This is a genomic window from Caulobacter sp. FV2ps19 (genome assembly GCF_058681035.1).
Genome location: NZ_CM178729.1, coordinates 1,097,329 through 1,113,798 on the forward strand (window position 1 = coordinate 1,097,329; position 16,470 = coordinate 1,113,798).

19 protein-coding genes and 2 pseudogenes are annotated in these 16,470 nt (G+C 68.0%); 5 read left to right on the plus strand and 16 right to left on the minus strand.

The window, feature by feature from the left end; translation table 11 throughout:
- Nucleotides 1-86 precede the first annotated feature (86 nt).
- From ACW18B_RS05245 to ACW18B_RS05255, 3 genes are read right to left on the minus strand one after another with little or no spacing between them, the layout of a single operon-like run.
- A complete protein-coding gene (locus ACW18B_RS05245; RefSeq protein ID WP_492050142.1) occupies nt 87-542 on the minus strand; it encodes an NfeD family protein in 456 nt (151 codons plus the stop codon).
- Nucleotides 543-546: 4 nt separating this feature from the next.
- Complete coding sequence (locus tag ACW18B_RS05250) at nt 547-1,512, minus strand: SPFH domain-containing protein (protein ID WP_492051610.1); 966 nt, start codon at nt 1,510-1,512, stop codon at nt 547-549.
- Nucleotides 1,513-1,557: 45 nt separating this feature from the next.
- Entirely contained in the window at nt 1,558-1,983 is a 426-nt protein-coding gene (locus ACW18B_RS05255) for a TIGR02301 family protein (protein WP_492050143.1), read from the minus strand.
- A gap of 139 nt (nt 1,984-2,122) precedes the next feature.
- Here ACW18B_RS05255 and ACW18B_RS05260 point away from each other — a divergent pair, with 139 nt between their 5' ends.
- Nucleotides 2,123-2,332: a hypothetical protein gene (locus ACW18B_RS05260; protein WP_492050145.1), complete on the plus strand. Its 210-nt coding sequence runs from the start codon at nt 2,123-2,125 to the stop codon at nt 2,330-2,332.
- A 3-nt stretch (nt 2,333-2,335) separates the two neighbouring features.
- On the opposite strand, the gene ACW18B_RS05265 is transcribed toward ACW18B_RS05260, so the two are convergent.
- Nucleotides 2,336-2,869, minus strand: a complete 534-nt coding sequence (locus tag ACW18B_RS05265) for a hypothetical protein (protein ID WP_492050147.1) — start codon at nt 2,867-2,869, stop codon at nt 2,336-2,338.
- 122 nt (nt 2,870-2,991) lie between these two features.
- Here ACW18B_RS05265 and ACW18B_RS05270 point away from each other — a divergent pair, with 122 nt between their 5' ends.
- The gene (locus tag ACW18B_RS05270; RefSeq protein ID WP_492050149.1) at nt 2,992-3,756 is read left to right on the plus strand and encodes a Crp/Fnr family transcriptional regulator; all 765 of its coding nucleotides are present in this window, start codon (nt 2,992-2,994) and stop codon (nt 3,754-3,756) included.
- Between the two features lie 8 nt (nt 3,757-3,764).
- Here ACW18B_RS05270 and ACW18B_RS05275 read toward each other — a convergent pair whose 3' ends face one another.
- The 8 genes from ACW18B_RS05275 to yaaA form a co-directional block, all read right to left on the minus strand.
- Nucleotides 3,765-4,730, minus strand: coding sequence for an NAD(P)H-dependent flavin oxidoreductase (locus ACW18B_RS05275; RefSeq protein WP_492050151.1), 966 nt, complete (start codon nt 4,728-4,730; stop codon nt 3,765-3,767).
- 70 nt (nt 4,731-4,800) lie between these two features.
- Entirely contained in the window at nt 4,801-5,457 is a 657-nt protein-coding gene (locus tag ACW18B_RS05280) for a glutathione S-transferase family protein (RefSeq protein ID WP_492050153.1), read from the minus strand.
- A 344-nt stretch (nt 5,458-5,801) separates the two neighbouring features.
- Nucleotides 5,802-6,584 (minus strand): SDR family NAD(P)-dependent oxidoreductase, encoded by a 783-nt coding sequence (locus ACW18B_RS05285; protein WP_492050155.1) that lies wholly within the window; start codon nt 6,582-6,584, stop codon nt 5,802-5,804.
- Nucleotides 6,585-6,655: 71 nt separating this feature from the next.
- A complete protein-coding gene (locus tag ACW18B_RS05290; RefSeq protein WP_492050157.1) occupies nt 6,656-7,441 on the minus strand; it encodes a site-2 protease family protein in 786 nt (261 codons plus the stop codon).
- Nucleotides 7,438-7,857: an NUDIX hydrolase gene (locus ACW18B_RS05295; RefSeq protein WP_492050159.1), complete on the minus strand. Its 420-nt coding sequence runs from the start codon at nt 7,855-7,857 to the stop codon at nt 7,438-7,440. The genes ACW18B_RS05290 and ACW18B_RS05295 overlap by 4 nt, the downstream gene beginning before the upstream one ends.
- Nucleotides 7,854-8,915 (minus strand): patatin-like phospholipase family protein, encoded by a 1,062-nt coding sequence (locus ACW18B_RS05300; protein ID WP_492050161.1) that lies wholly within the window; start codon nt 8,913-8,915, stop codon nt 7,854-7,856. Before ACW18B_RS05300 ends, ACW18B_RS05295 begins: the two co-directional genes overlap by 4 nt.
- A gap of 14 nt (nt 8,916-8,929) precedes the next feature.
- Nucleotides 8,930-9,727 (minus strand): 3-hydroxybutyrate dehydrogenase, encoded by a 798-nt coding sequence (locus ACW18B_RS05305; protein ID WP_492050162.1) that lies wholly within the window; start codon nt 9,725-9,727, stop codon nt 8,930-8,932.
- A 100-nt stretch (nt 9,728-9,827) separates the two neighbouring features.
- Nucleotides 9,828-10,595: a peroxide stress protein YaaA gene (gene yaaA / locus ACW18B_RS05310; protein ID WP_492050163.1), complete on the minus strand. Its 768-nt coding sequence runs from the start codon at nt 10,593-10,595 to the stop codon at nt 9,828-9,830.
- A 727-nt stretch (nt 10,596-11,322) separates the two neighbouring features.
- On the opposite strand from yaaA, the pseudogene ACW18B_RS05315 reads away from it, so the two are divergent.
- Nucleotides 11,323-11,429, plus strand: a pseudogene (locus tag ACW18B_RS05315) (hypothetical protein); the annotation flags it as partial.
- A 394-nt stretch (nt 11,430-11,823) separates the two neighbouring features.
- Nucleotides 11,824-11,906, plus strand: a pseudogene (locus ACW18B_RS05320) (hypothetical protein); the annotation flags it as partial.
- 100 nt (nt 11,907-12,006) lie between these two features.
- Here the strand turns inward: ACW18B_RS05320 and ACW18B_RS05325 are convergent.
- Complete coding sequence (locus tag ACW18B_RS05325) at nt 12,007-12,597, minus strand: DNA-3-methyladenine glycosylase I (RefSeq protein WP_492050164.1); 591 nt, start codon at nt 12,595-12,597, stop codon at nt 12,007-12,009.
- A gap of 53 nt (nt 12,598-12,650) precedes the next feature.
- A complete protein-coding gene (ygfZ, locus tag ACW18B_RS05330) occupies nt 12,651-13,466 on the minus strand; it encodes a CAF17-like 4Fe-4S cluster assembly/insertion protein YgfZ (protein WP_492050165.1) in 816 nt (271 codons plus the stop codon).
- Between the two features lie 110 nt (nt 13,467-13,576).
- Here ygfZ and ACW18B_RS05335 point away from each other — a divergent pair, with 110 nt between their 5' ends.
- On the plus strand, nt 13,577-14,800 hold the full coding sequence (locus ACW18B_RS05335; protein WP_492050166.1) for a glycosyltransferase family 9 protein: 1,224 nt from the start codon (nt 13,577-13,579) through the stop codon (nt 14,798-14,800).
- Between the two features lie 36 nt (nt 14,801-14,836).
- On the opposite strand, the gene ACW18B_RS05340 is transcribed toward ACW18B_RS05335, so the two are convergent.
- Nucleotides 14,837-16,054 carry an RNA polymerase sigma factor gene (locus ACW18B_RS05340; RefSeq protein ID WP_492051612.1) on the minus strand — a complete coding sequence of 406 codons (1,218 nt, stop codon included), beginning with the start codon at nt 16,052-16,054 and terminating at the stop codon, nt 14,837-14,839.
- 14 nt (nt 16,055-16,068) lie between these two features.
- On the minus strand, nt 16,069-16,419 hold the full coding sequence (locus tag ACW18B_RS05345; RefSeq protein ID WP_492050167.1) for a YciI family protein: 351 nt from the start codon (nt 16,417-16,419) through the stop codon (nt 16,069-16,071).
- Nucleotides 16,420-16,470 lie beyond the last annotated feature (51 nt).

The following is a 16,470-nucleotide window of genomic DNA, read 5'->3' on the forward strand; positions in this document are numbered from 1 at the left end:
GATGGGGACGCTCTGGGCAAAGCGCTAGGGCGGCGCGTTGATGTCGTGCCCAGAGACGGCCCCCATCCGGTCGAAAGGGGGCCGTTCTAGAAGGCCCGCACCGTCAGGGTCGCGCCATCGACGCCCTGCACCTGGATGCGCTGTCCCGGCGCAGGCGGCTCGCCCTCAAGCCGGGCCTGCCATTCCTTGCCGTCGACGAAAACCCGGCCAAGACCGTTCTCGAAGGTCGACAGCACCTGACCGTCACGGCCGATCAGCCGCAGCAGGGGGTCGTTGAGGTCCGGCGCGTCGCTGTCCAGCACCGGCCTCAGAAAGCGCCGGGCGAGGTAGGTCGTGGCGATGGTCGAGACGGCGAACAGCGCGATCTCGATCGGCAGACCCGTGGGCAGGACCAGGGTCACGACGCCGACCAGGGTCGCCGAGGCCGCCGGCCACAGCAGCCAGCCGCTGCCCGTTCCGACCTCGACCGCCAGGAACGCCGCCGCGACGGCCAGCCACACCCAGAAGGGATGCATCGCATAGAAGCTCGCCAGGGCGTCCATCGGCTCAGACCCTCTTGGCGCCGCCGGTCGGCGTATTGGTGCGGGGGACGGGCGGAGTCGGCGCGACGGTATTGGAGTTGCCGAGGGTCTTGATCAGTTCCGCGACGCCCGCGACCGTCCCGGTCAGACCCGCGAAGTCCGCGGGCACGATCACCGTCTTGGCGTTGGGCGACCGGGCGAGATCGCCGAACGCCTCGACATATTTCTGGGCGATGAAATAGTTGATGGCGTTGACGTCGCCCTTGGAGATCGCTTCGGACACGAAGGCGGTGGCCTTGGCTTCCGCCTCGGCTTCCCGCTCGCGGGCCTCGGAATCGCGGAAGGCGGCTTCCTTGCGGCCCTCGGCCTGCAGGATGGCCGACTGCTTCTGCCCCTCGGCGCGGGCGATGGCGGCCTGCTTCTCGCCTTCTGCCTCGGTGATCACGGCCCGGCGCTCGCGCTCGGCCTTCATCTGCCGGGCCATGGCGTTGGTGATGTCGGCCGGCGGCGTCAGGTCCTTGATCTCGATGCGGGCGATCTTGACGCCCCAGGGGCCGGTCGCGGCGTCGATGGTCGACAGCAGGCGGGTGTTGATCTGGTCGCGCTGGCTCAGCACCTCATCCAGCTCCATCGAGCCCACGACGGTGCGCAGATTGGTCTGGGCCAGCTGGGTGATGGCGTACATCAGGTTGTCGACCTTGTAGGCGGCCTGGGCGGCGTCCATCACTTGGATGAACACGATGGCGTCGACCTTCACCGAGACATTGTCTTTGGTGATGACTTCTTGCTGGGGCACGTCAAGGACCTGCTCCATCATGTTCACCCGCCGACCGATGCCCTCGAAAAACGGCGTCAGGAAGCTGATCCCGGGCTTGAGGGTGCGGGTGTATCGGCCAAAACGCTCGACCGTGAACTCGCGCCCCTGAGGCACGATCTTGATGACGTTGATGATGAAGATGAACGCCAGGACCAGAAGGACCAGCGGAACCAGATATGCGGTCAAGTTGACGCTCCCTATGCAACCGTCAGGCGTAGGTTAGCGTGTAGGCGCGACCTCCGCCATGGAATCCGGATCAATCCCGCTGCGCTGGACCGGCCGGAGCGCCTGGGACAGTTTCAGGGCCAGGGCCTGACCCTTGCGGGCCGATTGCTGCTCGGCCTTGCGGCTGGTGACGTCGCACAGCGGAAACTCGCCCTTGCCCGCCGCGAAGCCGGTATTGAACCGCTCGCGTAGCTGGGCGTCGAACGCCTGGTCGGCCTGTTCCACCTCGGTCAGCCGCACCATGCGCGAGCGCCAGAACTGATCGGCTTCGCCGTCGCACAGCTGACGCAGGGCGTGGCTTTCGCCCAGCGTATAGGCCAGGTCGAGCAGGCGCTGGCGCTCATCGGCGGCCCGCTCCTGGGCGAGGGCGGCGCCGGCCAGGCTGGCGGCGATCAGGACGGCGACGGACAATCGAAGCATGGCGACAGTATTTCCGGCTGGCGGGTGAATGTCACGACCCCGCGCCCATCACGCGAATTCATGGTGATCTTATGACGTCTTAGGCCTTGCGATGGCCACGGATGAGCGCAAGGTTCATTTCGCTGCAAGGAGGTCCATCATGACTGAAGTGCATTATGGCGTCGTTCGGGTTGAAGACCACTGGTCGATCGTGGGCGACCACCTGCGATTTGGCCACTACGCCACCCAGCGGGAAGCCAGCGACGCGGCGTCGCGACTGGCCGAGCAATCCACCGGTATCGGCGTTCATGTGATGCTGCATGTCCAGGACGAGGATTTCGTCCTGCCGCGCCCGACCCTGCTCAGCTAGGCTTCAATCGGGTTCTATCGCGCTCGACACCCACGGCTTGACCACCCGCCAGACCTGCAGGGCCGAGGCGACGAAGCCGACGATCGAGGCTACCACCTGGAAGGCGTTCCAGACCAGGGCGACAAGGGGGCCTTCGACGACCAGCGCCACCACCGGATAGATCAGCTGGCTGACAATGATCCGGAACTGGGCGTAGGCCTGCGAATATTCGATGGTCACCCGGGCGATCGTTGCGACGATCAGGACGGCCAGGACCGGCGACCAGAGCAGCGGCAGGATCAGCAGCAGACCCAGCAGCGTGACGAGGAGCTTGGCCGTCAGGCGGGTCGGCGTCACCACGGTGAAGACCATCCCCGCCGCCATGGCCAGGCCCAGGACGATGAAACTGGGGGGCAGCACCCAGTCGGCGACATCGATCAGGTCCAGGCCCAGCGCCAGGGTGGCGATTGCTGTTCCCGCCAGGACCAGCACAAACGATCCCAGCCACAACGCGCCATATTCGCTGAGCCGCGTTTTCAGGACCTTGCCAGTGCGCATGACGCTTCCCCCGCCGAGATCCACAGCCTGCCTTGGAAGCTTTGCCGCGTCGACGGGAAACTAAAGCGCCGCTTCGCGCGCTATCGCCTGGAAAGCTCCACGGGCGTCTATGAGGACCGATCATGGCTGACACGGCTGAAACCGCGACACTGCGCCAGCCCCATGCTGCGCGCGCCGATCTCATTTCAAACCGCCTGCTGGGCGCCCTGCGCTGGCCGGAACTCCAGAGGCTGGCGCCGTACCTGCGCAAGGTTGAACTGCAGCGCGACGCCCTGCTGTTCGACTGCGGCGAGGATGTCACGATCACCCACCTGCCCTGCCGCGGGACCATGATTTCGCTGCTGGTCGTCGCCGAGGATGGCCAGGAAGTGGAGGTGGCCAATGTCGGTCGCGAGGGCGCTGTCGGCGGCATCGTCAGCGCCGGCTTCAAGCCGGCCTATGGCCGGGCCGTGGTTCGCGCGCCCGGCTTCGCCTTCAGTATCCCGACCTCGCGGCTCGAGAACGCCAAGAGCCAGTCCCCCGCTCTGGCCGACCTGTTTGCCCGCTATGCCGACGTCCTGCTGGCCCAGATGATGCAGTCCACGGCCTGTAACGCCCTGCACGGGGTGGAGCAGCGCTATTGCCGCTGGCTTCTGTCGGCCCACGACCGGTGTGGCTCCGAGCCCATCCGCCTGACCCAGGAGACCCTCGCCCAGATGATGGGCGTCCAGCGCACCACCGTCACGGCCGTGGCGCGCACCCTGCAGGACCACGGCGTGATCGCCGCCGGTCGGGGCCGGATCGAGATCCTTAACCGCGCGGCCCTCGAACGGCGCGCCTGCGAATGCCACGACGCCGTCGAGCGGCATTTCCAGCGTGTGCTGCCGGAAGTCGACACCGACGACTGAGCCCATGGCTAGGCCTTGAGCGCCGCGATCCGCTTGATCGCGGCCTGGGCCTCGGAGACCAGCTGCGTCACGATCTGGCCGGCCGGCAGGATATCGTGGACGCCCCCCGCGCTCTGGCCCATCGCAAAACAGGACTTGTCAGCCTTCAGGCCCTCGATCTGGCCGCCGATCCCGCCCATCGCCCCGGCCTGGATCGAGACCATGGCCTGTTGCGGAAAGCCCTGGATCTCGCCGGGCCGCGACTCCCAGTCGTCGACATAGGGGTTCTTCTTCACCCGCATCGGCTTGCCCGAATAGCAGCGCGTCCGGATCGTGTCTTCGTCGGCCGCCTCGACCACGGCCTGCCGATAGAGGTCGCCGGCGTGGGCCTCGGTGGAGGCGATGAACCGCGTCCCCATCCAGACGCCCTGGGCGCCCAGGGCCAGGGCCGCCGCCAGGCCGCGACCATCATACAGTCCGCCGGCGGCGACCACGGGAATGTCCACGGCGTCCACCGCCTGGGCGACCAGGGGCAGGGTGCCGACCAGGCCCGTATGACCCCCGCCCTCGCCGCCCTGGCAGATGACGGCGTCGCAGCCGGCCGCCTGGGCCTTCACCGCGTGCTTCACCGCCCCGCAGACGACCATCACCTTCAGTCCCGCCGCCTTCAGGCGTTCGATGATCGGCGTCGGCACGCCCAGACCGGCGATGAAGGCGCTGGCCCCCTCGGCGATGATCACCTCGACGGCCTGGGTCAAGGCGTCGGGCGTGGCGGCCAGCAGATCGACACCGAACGGCTTGTCGGTCAGGGCGCGGACCTGCCGCATCTGGTCACGGATGAAGTCGGGCGTGGTTCCCGCCATGCCCAGCACGCCATAGCCACCGGCGTTCGAGACCGCCGCCGCCAGGGGCGCATAGGAAACCCCGCCCATGCCCGCCAGCAGGATCGGATGCTCGATCTGCAACAGATCGCAAAGGGGTGTGCGCAGCGCCATGACCGAGGCCTCCCGTGATTTTCCCGGACGATGGGCGCTGGATCGCCCCGCGCGCAAGCCTGCCGCGAGGTCAGTCGCGATCGGGCGCGCCGAGCGGGAAATAGTGCCGGTAGGGTCGGCCCTCCTCGACGCAGCGCGCCATCGACGGCCGCGCCAGCAGCCGGGCGCGATAGGCCCGCACGGTCGGGAAGGCCTCGCCGATCTGGTGGACCCAGTCGGCATAGAACAGGGACGGTGCGGCGGCGCAGTCGGCCAGGCTGAACGCTTCGCCCGCCGCCCACGGTCCCGTCAGATGGTCTTCCAGCCATTGATAGGCGGTGTCGAGGGCGACGCGGGCCTCGGCCATCGCCTCGTCCTTGCGCCCGCCCTCGGCGCGCAGCGACTCGAACACCGGAACCTGCATGGCCGTCATCACATAGTTGTCGAAGAAGCGGTCGAGGAAGCGGACCTTCAGCGCCGCCTTGGGATCATCGGGCAACAGCCTCACCGGGCCGGGATGATAGAGCTGCAGATGCTCGATGATGATGCTGGATTCCGCCACCGTCACGCCGTCGTCGACCAGCACCGGAAAACGCCCGATGGGCCACAGCGCTTGCCGCTCCTCCATCGCGGCGGGGTCTTCCGGACCCAGCAGGCGATAGGTGAAGGGCAGGGCGTTCTCGTACAGCGCGATCTGCACCTTTTGACAGTACGATGAGAACGGATGGGCGTAGAGGGTCAGGGACACGGGCTTGGCTGGCCTGAAAGGGTCCGCTCCCCAGTGGAGCGTCAGCGGCCACGGTAAACCCTACGATAGGAACGTCTAGTCGCGGATCTCGGCCTCGGCGCGGGCGTCGGTCCAGAAGCAGGCCGCCATGGCGGTCAGGATCATGGCGATCACAGCCAACATGCCACGGGATGGGGTCAAGCTTACGACGTCTTGCGGGGTCATCGCTGTGTTTCCTCGAAAGGCGTCCGGATCTGACGTCCAGACTGCCTTCGAGGAAAGCTTCTCATCCGCCCGGGGCTTTCGCAAGACCCTTGTTGCCGCAGGGTTTTCTTCGACTCCGGAGTCCAGAAATCAATCTGGCCTCAGAAGATCGAATAGCCGCCGTCGATGATCAGGGTGTCGCCCGAATGATAGGATGAGGCGTCGGAGGCCAGATAGACCGCCATGCCGCCGAAATCGGCCGGCTGCCCCCAGCGGCGGGCGGGAACCCGGGGGATGACCTTTTCGGCGAAGGCGGAATTGTCCTGGGCGCCGGCGGTCATGTCGGTGGCGATCCAGCCGGGCAGGATGGCGTTGGCGCGAACGCCGTAGCGGGCGTGCTCGACGGCCACGGACTTGATCATCGAGATCACCGCGCCCTTGGTGGCGGCATAGGCCTCGTTGCGGGCCGCGCCCTCGATGGCGGCCAGCGAGGCGACGCCGACCAGAGAGCCGCCCGGATCGCCGGCCTTGGCGCGGTCGACCATGTGGCGGCAGGCTTCGCGCAGGGTGAAGAACACGCCGTCCAGATTGACCGCCAGGATCTTGCGATAGACCTCGGTCTGCATGTCGACGAACGACGGCGAGCCGAAGCCGACGCCGGCGTTGGCGAACACCGAATCCACCCGGCCCATGGCCGCGACCGCTTCGACCATGGCCTCGGCCACCTGGGCCTCATCGGAGACGTCGACGGTCTGGGCCTTGACCCGCACGCCGTGCTTGAGCAGCTCGCCCTCGGCCGCCGTGTTGCGGTCGGCGTTGGAGCCCCAGATCACGACGTCAGCGCCCGACTGGGCCAGGGCCGAGGCCATGCCCAGGCCGATGCCGCGATTGCCGCCGGTGACCAGGGCCACCTTGCCGGCCAGATTGAACGGCGCATAGGCCATGGTGTTTCTCCCTTGAACGTTTGTTTAAAGGAGAGGCGGTCTGACGCGACGGGTCAAGAGCGCCGTAAGGTCTACTGGCCGGTCGGACTCCAGAAATGGAAGGCGTCCCAGCCCGCGCCCATGGCCGGGCCCGGCACGCCGAGCGCCCGGGCCAGGGCGATGGCCGGGCCGAAGATCAGGCTGCTGGCCCCGGGCACGAAGAAGATCAGACCGAACAGGACCAGAAAGCCGAACCGTTCGAACGGCGCGAGTCGGGCCCGCAGACCGTCGGCCATGAAGGGCCGCAGCACGCCGTAGCCGTCCAGGCCTGGCACGGGCAGCAGGTTGAGGATCAGGGCGCTGGACTGCAGCAGGGCCAGCAGCGCCAGGGCGTTGAACAGCGGGGTCGAGGCCTGGCCCAGGCCGGCCATGACGCTCAGGCCCTGGGCGATCGCCAGCAGCACGACCAGCGTGCCCAGTGGTCCCGCCAGCGAGGCCAGGGATCGCCAGCCGCGGCTGCGCATGAGGTCTTCGCGCAGATAGACCGCCCCGCCCGGAAAGCCGATGCCGCCCAGGGCCAGGGCGATCAGCGGGATCACCAGCGTGGTCGACAGATCGGAATATTTCAGCGGGTCCAGCGTCAGATAGCCCTTGTCGACGATGGTGGTGTCGCCGGCCTTGTGCGCCACATAGGCGTGGCCGAACTCGTGGATGCCGACGCTCAGCACCCAGGCCGCCGCGACGAAGGCGAAGGTCAGCAGGCCGGTCAGGCTGGCCGAGGTCGCCAGGGTCCAGCCCAGGGCGACGACCAGAGCGATCAGGATCAGGGCGTTGGGGCTGATGGGCCAGCGCGGCGCGGGGGTGTCGGTGAGGCTCATGCGCCAAACCGCTCATAGGTCTCGCGGATCACCCGCCGGGTCTCGTCCCATTCGACCAGGGCCATGGCCTGGTCGCGTGACACGAACCGCGCCTCGGCCGCGTCGTCACCGGCTACGGGCTCGCCCGCCGTCCAGCGGGCGGCATAGTCGACCAGCACATAGTGGCGGGAGATCTCGCCCCCCGGCCGGGCCGGGAAGACGCCATCGATCACGTCGACCAGACCCAGCAGCTCGGCCTGGACGCCGGTCTCTTCCATCAGTTCGCGCAGGGCGCCCACAGCGGTGGTTTCGCCCCATTCCAGCCGGCCGCCGGGCAGGCTCCACTGGCCCAGCCTGGGCGGCGTGCCGCGCTTGATCAGCAGCACCGCCTCGCCGCGCAGACAGATCACGCCGACGGTGGGTACGGGATGGCTCATGGGAATCCGGTCTTCAAATCGAGGCTCGACTTGACCCCGATACAGGTTCCGCAGTCGTCCAGCCAGGTCTGCGCGGCCTTGCGCCCCCGCTCCTTGAGATCCAGCAGGAAGCTCCACTCGGTATTGAACTTGGTCGACAGCGACAGGTCGGCCAGCGGCCCGTCGGCGGTGATGGCGTGGACCAGCATCTTGCGATAGCGGCCCTTGGCGGTGTCCTTGAGCAGGCCCTCGTCCAGCAGCTTCTGCACGAAGCCGATGGCCCGCATCTCCGAGGCCAGCGAGGCGTTGAAGGTGATCTCGTTCAGCCGGTCCATGATTTCGCCGGGCGTCTTGGGCGTCTCGTCGCGGACGAACGGATTGAGGCTGACCACCAGGATGTCGTCGGGCGTGTCGTCATAGAACAGCGGCCACAGCGGCGGATTGGCCAGGAAACCGCCGTCCCAATAGGGCTCGCCGTCGATCTCCACCGCGTGAAACACCTGGGGCAGACAGGCGCTGGCCATGATGTGCTTGGCGGTCAGTTCGGTCTCGCGAAACACCTTGGCCTTGCTCAGCCGCACGGCCGTGGCGGCGATATAGAGCTTGATCAGCGACTGCTCGCGCAGAACCTCGAACTTGATCTGGGCCTCCAGCACGTCATGCAGGGGGTTGAGGTTGAACGGATTGAACTCGTAGGGGCTCATCGACATGGCCAGGGTCTCGGCCATCCGCCAGCCGGGCAGGCTCTTTAGCCAGTCCGAGCCGCCCGAAAAGGCGCTGGTCCAGATGCTGGTGTCGCCGAAGACGTTGCGGCCGCCGGCCGTGTTGACCGCCTTCCAGAACGATTCCAGCCGCGCCTTGCCGCCCTCGCGCCCGCCGTCGATCAGGCCCTGGGCCAGGCAGACGGCGTTCATCGCCCCGGCCGAGGCGGCGGTCACCGCCTTGATCTCGATGGTGTCTTCCTCAAGCAGGCGGTCGATCACGCCCCACTCGAAGGCCCCGTGCGAGCCGCCGCCCTGCAGGGCCAGGCTGAGGGGGCGGGGCCCGGCGGGCTTCTTCTTGAACGGGCCGATGAGCATGACCCGGGCCTTCCCTATTGCGCGGTCCAGCCGCCGTCGATCGAGAAGGCCGAACCGTTGGCCGAGGCGCCGGCGTCCGACACCAGATACAGCAGCATGCCGGCCAGTTGCTCGAAGGTGACGAACTGCTTGGTCGGCTGAGCGGCGAGGATCACGTCGCGCATCACCGCCTCTTCGCTGATCCCTCGCGCCTTGGCCTGATCAACGATCTGGGCCTCGACCAGCGGGGTCTTAACAAAGCCCGGGCAGATGGCGTTGCAGGTGATGCCGAAGGTCGCGACCTCCAGCCCGACCGTTTTGGTCAGGCCCAGTATGCCGTGCTTGGCGGCGACATAGGCCGACTTGAACGGCGAGGCGACCAGGCCGTGAGCCGAGGCGATATTGACGATCCGCCCGCGGCCCTGGGCCTTCATGATCGGCACGGCGGCCTTGGTGGCGTGGAAGGCCGAGGTCAGGTTGATGGCGATGATCTGGTCCCACTTCTCGGTGGGGAAGTCCTCGATCGGGGCCACGTGCTGGACGCCGGCGTTGTTGATCAGGATGTCCAGCTCGCCGAACTCGGCCTTGGCGGCCTTGACCATGTCGGCGATCTGGTCGGGCTTGGTCATGTCGGCGCCGTTATACAGCACCTCGACATCGTGCTTTTCGGCCATCTCGGCCCGGGTCCGCTCGATGGCGTTCATCTCGCCCAGACCATTGAGGACGATATTGACGCCCTGTCCGGCGAGGGCGTCGGCGAGCGCGTGGCCGATGCCGCTGGTCGAGCCGGTGACGATGGCGACCTGACCCTGCAAACCAAAATCGACGGCCATGGCTGCGCGCTCCTGAGGGAAGATCCGAGTTTTGCTGCACCGCAGCATATAGCCCGCCCCAACGAAGAGCGAGCGGTTATAAATTCATCAGTAAGTGAATTTAGGGCTGAGGACGAGCGAAAACCCACTCCGTGTCGGTCGAGAGCTCGGCGCGGAACCGGTAGCCGTCCAGATTGAAGGCCTTCAGATCCCTGGACTGCTCGATCCGGTTGTCGATGATGTAGCGCGCCATCCGCCCCCGGGCCTTCTTGGCGAAGAAGCCCAGCACCTTGAGCATGCCCGCCTTCTCTTCCTTGAACTGGCAGGTGACCACCGGCAGCTTCAGGGCCTTGGCGTCGACGGCCCCGAAATATTCCTGGCTGGCCAGATTGACCAGGGTCGGATCGGCATGGCCCTGGGCGGCGGCGTTGAGGGTCTGGGCGATGGTCTCGCCCCAGAAGTCGTACAGATTATTGCCGCGCTTGGTCTTCAGCCGCGTGCCCATTTCCAGCCGGTAGGGCTGCAGGGCGTCCAGCGGCCGCAGCACGCCATACAGACCCGACAGGATCCGCAGGTGATCCTGGGCCCATTCGAGGGCCGGGCGATCCAGCTCCCGCGCCGCCAGCCCGCCATAGACGTCGCCATTGAAGGCGATCACCGCCTGAAGGCCGTCCTCGACCTGGGGATCGAAGGCCTGGAAGCGCTCGCGGTTCAGCTCGGCCAGCTTTTCGGAGATGTGCATCAGCCGGCGCAGATCGGCGGCGGTCAGCTTGTGGGTGACCTTGGCCAGCTCGGCGATCCGGCCCTTCAGCTCGGGCGTCGTCAGCGGCAGCACCTGATCGGGGGCGGTGAAGTCCAGCGACTTGGCGGGGGAAATGACCATCAGCATGAGCGGGAGATAGAGGGTCCTGAGGCGGATCGCCAGCGGTGAGATCGGCTCTTCTCCCTTCCCCCTTTGGGGCAGGGCTATCGCATATGGATCTGGCGCTAAAAGACCCAGCCTTCCTGGGCCTTGTGCCCAGGACCCATGGCGCCGCCGATGCGGACTTGGGTCGGTGTTACGGGCCGTTCAGCCGCGAATAGCGCCCAAATCAAAGCTGCCTCAAACATGGGTCCTGGGCACAAGGCCCAGGAAGGCAAGATTTTTGAGTTTGTTTAAAGGCTTGTGTCCGTCAGCAACCCATATGCGATAGCCCTTCCCCCTTTGGGTGGGGGAAGGGAGAAGACATGTGTCCGCCACCTCACGCGATCTCTCGCTGAAGGGATGGGAAGGGTCGCGGAGCGCCCGGGCCTCGCCCGGAGAAGTTAGAAAAATACCGTTTCGACGAAGCCGTGCGCTCCGCGCGATCGTTTTCCCTCAGGCCGGGCAGCTTGGGCCTTCTCAGCCCTCCACCCCGCACGGTCATCCCTGTCCCTGGGCCTTGGCCGGCGCATCCTTATGGACCGCCGCCGGTCTCCAGTCGTCCGGCGCCGCATTAACCTTCGGGCGGTCGGGCCTTCCAGCGTGAAGGTCCCCGGCGGGCAAGTTTAAGGTCCTCGCCCACTGTTTCATGTGACCCGGCGACGAAGGCCTCCTTCTGAGACCTCCACCCTTGCAGGGCATCGGAGCAACCCGCCCCGCGCCGCCTTCGACTCCCGCTCGATCGCCCCCCGCCGCCGCAATGGTCGCTGGCCTTGCGCCCTTCCCGTGCGGCGAGGTGGGTTTAGAATACGGCAGGTCTGAACGCCGGGGATAAGCGCGCTCGATTATTTTGTAGAGCGTTGAAAAGGTTGGCGTCCTGATTGGAAACGACGGGGATAAGCTGCGCCCAATCCCCGTCATCGTCCCTCTCCCCTTGCGGGAGAGGGTGGCCCGAAGGGCCGGGTGAGGGGTCGAGCGCCCTCACCGCCGCGCTCAGCCGTTCCGCAGTCGCGGCGACCCCGCCCGTCAACCCCTCATCCGACCCGCTGACGCGGGCCACCTTCTCCCGCAAGGGGAGAAGGGAGGGGGGACAGAAAGGGCCGCCAGCGGCGAGGCCGCGCCTTGAATCCTTGGAGGCGAGCTTGCTCTGAGGTCAGGCCGGCAGAGAGCGGACCTTGCGAACGGCGGACTTGGGTGGGGAGCCGGTCACCACCTTGCGTCCTTCGAGGCTCGGCTTCGCCTCGCACCTCAGGATGAGGACTCCAATGCAACAATGCTCCTCATCCTGAGGCGCCCGCGTAGCGGGCCTCGAAGGACGCACTGCATCGGCATCCGGCCCAGGCGCGTGCGCAGCCATCAGCACAGACGCCGAATCCGGACATGCAGATCGTGATCGCCTCTACCGCCCCATCGCCCGGCATTCCTCATGCCGGTAGCAGGTCGACAGGTGATCGTTGACCAGGCCGGTGGCCTGCATGAAGGCATAGACGATCACCGGGCCGCAGAACTTGAAGCCCTTAGCCTTCAACGCCTTGGCCACCTCATCGCCGAGCGGCGTGGTGGCCGGGACGCCGGTCGCGCCGGTCCAGGCGCTCTGGACCGGCGCGCCGCCGACCATGCCCCACAGCATCTCGCCCAGGTCCTCGCCGCGCTCGCGCATATCCAGATAGATACGCGCGCCGCTGATGGCCGCGTCGATCTTGGCGTTGGAGCGGACGATGCCGGCGTCGGCCATCAGCCGGGCCCGATCCGCCTCGCCGAAGCGGGCCACGATCTCGGGGTCGAAATCGGCGAAGGCGGCGCGGAAGGCGTCGCGCTTGCGCAGGATGGTGATCCACGACAGTCCGGCCTGGAAGCCGTCCAGCACCAGCTTCTCCCACAGGGCGCGGGAGTCGTACTCGGGCACGCCCCATTCGTGGTCGTGATAGGCCTCATAGACGGGGTCGCCCGCCATGCCCTTCCAGGTGGTGCAGCGTTGGAGCTCGGTCATGCGGCGAAGCTTGGCGCAAGCTGCCCTGGATTTCCAGAACTTTTCGTGAACGTTCAGTCGGCGATCAGCGGAACCCACGCCGGCGTCTCGACCGCCACCGCCCGCCCGTCCACGCTGAGCCCGCCGGCCGCGATGCGGTCCAGGCGCAGGGCGGCCATGGCGCGGCCGTTGCGGCCCGACAGCACCTCGCCGGCCCGCAGCTCGCCGGCCAGGACCTCGCTCCCGAAGGCGGGCGGCGGTCCCGCGAAGGTGATCGGCAGCATGCGGGTCTTGATCACGCCCCGCCGCTTCATGCGGCTGGTGGTTTCCTGGCCGACGAAACAGCCCTTCTTGAAGTCGATGCCGTGCAGCAGGTCGAAATTGGCTTCGATCGGATAGGTCTTGTCGCTGAGCCAGTCGGCGGGGCCGGGGGCGCCCAGGGCCAGGCGATGGGCCTCATAGGCGTCCTCGTCGGCGGTTGGCGCGGTCGCCAGGCCATAGGCGCGGGCCCCCAAGGCCGGCAGGCGCGGGTCGCGGAACACGGCCTCGCCGGCCAGGATCGTGTCGTCGGCGGGGAAGATCGCGGTGACGGTCAGGTCGCTGGCGGCGATCTCGACCTTGGCCCGCAGGCGATACATCGTCAGGCGCGCGATGATCGCCGCGCGATGCTCGGCGGCGACGTCCAGCAGGGCGCCGTCCGGGGTTGCGGCGACAAAGAGATCGTACAGCAGCCGGCCCTGGGGCGTGAGAATGGCCCCCAGCCGCAACTCGCCCACGGCCAGGGTTTCGACGTCCTGGGTGATCAAACCCTGCAGGAAGGATCGCCAGTCGGGGCCGCTGAGGGTGATCACGGCGCGGGAGGGCAGGGCGGCGAGGGCGGGCGAAGTCATGCTCTACATGTGGCGCGTGCGGGGCTCGCGCGCCAGTGGTGAAAATTCCATGAAACTTCAGTACGGTTAGCGGGATGCGCCGACTCGCCGAAGGCCTTATAGACGGACCGATGACACAGCGGGCCTTCCCGATTCTTTTCATCACCGCCACGCGGATCGGCGACGCCGTTCTGTCGTCGGGGCTGATTCGCATGCTCGCGGACGAAATTCCAAACGCCCGCTTCACGATCGTCGCCGGCCCCCTGGCCGCGCCGCTGTTCGCCCATGTGCCCGGCCTGGACCGGGTGATCATCATGGAAAAGGGCAAGGGCAAGGGTCACTGGTTCAAGCTGTGGAACCAGGTGCGTCACAGGAAGTGGAGCCTGGTCGTCGATCTGCGCGGCAGCGCCACCGCCTATTTCCTGAACCGCGACAAGCGGGCGATCTGGAAGAAGGTCCCCGGCGAGGTGGTCCACAAGGTCATCGACGCCGCCCGGGTGCTGAAGCTGGAAGGCGCGCCGCCCAGCCCGCACCTCTACATCACCCCCGACGTCCAGGCCCTGGCCGACCAGATGCTGGCTCCCCGGCCGGGCGAGACGGCCGGCCCGCTGCTGGCCATGGGCCCGGCGTCCAACTGGGTGGGCAAGATCTGGCCGATCGAGCGTTTCGCCCAGACGGCGGGGCAGCTTCTGGGTCCTGACGGCCCGATGGCCGGCGGTCGCCTGCTGATCCTGGGCGGACCGGGCGACGGCCGCATGGTCGAGGAGCTGCGCATGGCCAGCGCCCGGGGCCGCTGTGTCGACCTGACCGGCAAGGTGGATCTGCTGACCGCCTATGCCTGCCTCAAGCGCGCCGACCTGTTCATCGGCAATGACAGCGGCCTGATGCACATCGCCGCCGCCGCCGGTACGCCGACCATCGGCCTGTTCGGGCCCTCCGACGAGCGCCGCTACGCCCCTTGGGGCGCGCTGACCCGGGCGGTGCGCGGGCCGCGCACTTTCGAGCAGTTCCTGGCCGTTGATCCGGAACTGTCGCAGGCCATCCGCCATATGAGCGACCTGCCGGTGGCGACGGTGGTCAAGGCCGCCAAGGCGCTACTGATCGACGCCCAGGCGGCGCGAGACGCCGAAGCCCTGGCCCAGAGCGAGGCCGCCCTGGCGGCGTCGCGGGCGCTGGAGCCGGCGCCGGCCGGCGAGGCCGAACTCGCCTCTGAGCCCGTGGCCGATCCGGAGCCCGCGATCGCGCCAGAGCCCGAGGCGCCATCCGCCTCTGAGCCTCAAAGCGTCGAGCCCGCGCCCGACGCCGCCGCCGCCAGGCGTCGAACCCCGCGCCCCCGCAGCCCCAAGCCGAAGTGAGTGCGGGTCTGTAGTCGAGGTCTGACTGAGGCCCTGTCAGGTTAAGGCGTTGCGCCGGCGCGTCAGCCACAGGCGCTCGGCTGGCGCGGGATCCAGGGCCAGCGCGCGATCATAGGCCGACAAGGCCTCGTCTCGCCGCCCAAGGCGCGCCAGCAGGTCGGCCCGCACCGCGTGGAAGGGCTGGAACTCGGCCAGCCGGGGCGAGTCCAGACGGTCTGCCTCGGCCAGGGCCGGCGCCGGGCCGGCGACCTCGGCCAGGGCCACGGCCCGATTGAGCCGCACGAACGGGTCCTCCCGCCAGGCCAGCAGCAGGTCGTACAGCGTCAGCACCGCCGACCACGGCGGCGGCTCGGCCAGGCTCCGGCGCGCGCACCACACCGCGTGCAGGGCGGCGCGCAACTGGCGCGGACCCGGCGCGTTCAGCCGCGCGGCCCGCCGCAGCAACGTGTCGGCCTCGGCGATCAGAGGCCGCCGCCACAGGGCCGGATCCTGCTCGGACAGGGGAACCATCGCCCCCTCGGCGTCCACCCGCGCCGGCCGCCGCGCCTCGGCCAGGCGGACCAGGGCGGCGAAGGCCAGGCATTCCGGCTCCTGTGGCAGCAGCTCGATCAACACCGCCGTCAAGCCCAGCATCTCTTGCGCATAGCCGGCGTGGGCCCCGGCCCCGGCGGAGTCCTCATGGGCCCGGGCATAGGCGACCTCCAGGGTCGAGAGCACGGCGGCCAGACGTTCGGGCCAGGCCTGCGGATCGGGAACCTCGAACGAGACCCCGGCCTGGGCGATCTTGGTCTTGGCCCGGGTCAGGCGCTGGGCCATGGCGGGCTCGGTGACCAGGAAGGCGCGGGCGATCTCCTGGACCGAAAGACCGCAGACCAGCCGCAGGGTCAGGGCGGCGCGGGCCTCGGGCGAGACGGCCGGGTGGCAGCAGATAAAGATCAGCCGCAGCCGCTCGTCGGGGATCAACCGCGCATCCGAGGTCAGCAAATCCTCGGCCGAGGTCTCCGGCTCGGGCGCTTGGGGCGGGAGGCGGAGGCGAACATTCCGCTTACGGATCATATCCAGCGCACGGCGGCGCGCGGCGGCGTACAGCCAGGCGGCGGGATCCAGGGGCGGGGCGTCCGGCCACACGGCCGCGGCTCGCGCGCAGGCCTCGGCATAGGCCTCCTCGGCCAGGTCGAGGTCGCGGAAGGTCGCGGCCAGGGCGGCGATGATCCGTCCGCCGGCCTCCCGCGCCGCCCGGTCGAGCGGGTCTATGGGGTCTCGCGGCTTCAATCCTCTTCGATCAACGGGCGGACCTCGATCGCGCCGTCACCGGTCAGAGGGATGCGCCGGGCGATGGCCAGGGCTGCGTCGAGGTCGGGCGCGTCGATCAGATAGAAGCCGCCCAGCTGTTCGCGGGCCTCGGCATAGGGGCCGTCATGCAGGGTGTGCTCGCCGCGGGTCTTTCGGACGGTGGTGGCGGTGTCTGTCGTCTTGAGGCCCGCCCCGCCCTCCAGGACGCCCTGGGCGGTCAGCTCGCCGGCCAGGGTGCGGTGGGCGGTGATGATGTCGTCGAACGAGCGGCCGGTGTTGGCGCGATAGACGTCTTCGTTCTCGTAGATCAGCAAGGCGTATTTCATGGTCTGTCTCCCTCCAGCCCGCGACCATCGCGGCGCTTTCCGACAGAGACG